The following is a 234-nucleotide window of genomic DNA, read 5'->3' on the forward strand; positions in this document are numbered from 1 at the left end:
GATCATGGCTGTTCCTCCTTCCCGGAGGCCGAAGGGGCGGGGGACGGAGACCGTCAGGCCTACAGCGCGGACTTGCGGGAGCTGACGCCCCGGCGGACCGGCTTGCGGATCATGGCTGTTCCTCCTTCCCGGAGGCCGAAGGGGCGGGGGACGGAGACCGTCAGGCCTACAGCGCGGACTTGCGGGAGCTGACGCCCCGGCGAACGGGCTTACGGATCACGGCTGCTCCTCCTT

The sequence above is a fragment of the Streptomyces sp. NPDC052036 genome (assembly GCF_040680495.1).
Taxonomy (GTDB): Bacteria; Actinomycetota; Actinomycetes; order Streptomycetales; family Streptomycetaceae; genus Streptomyces.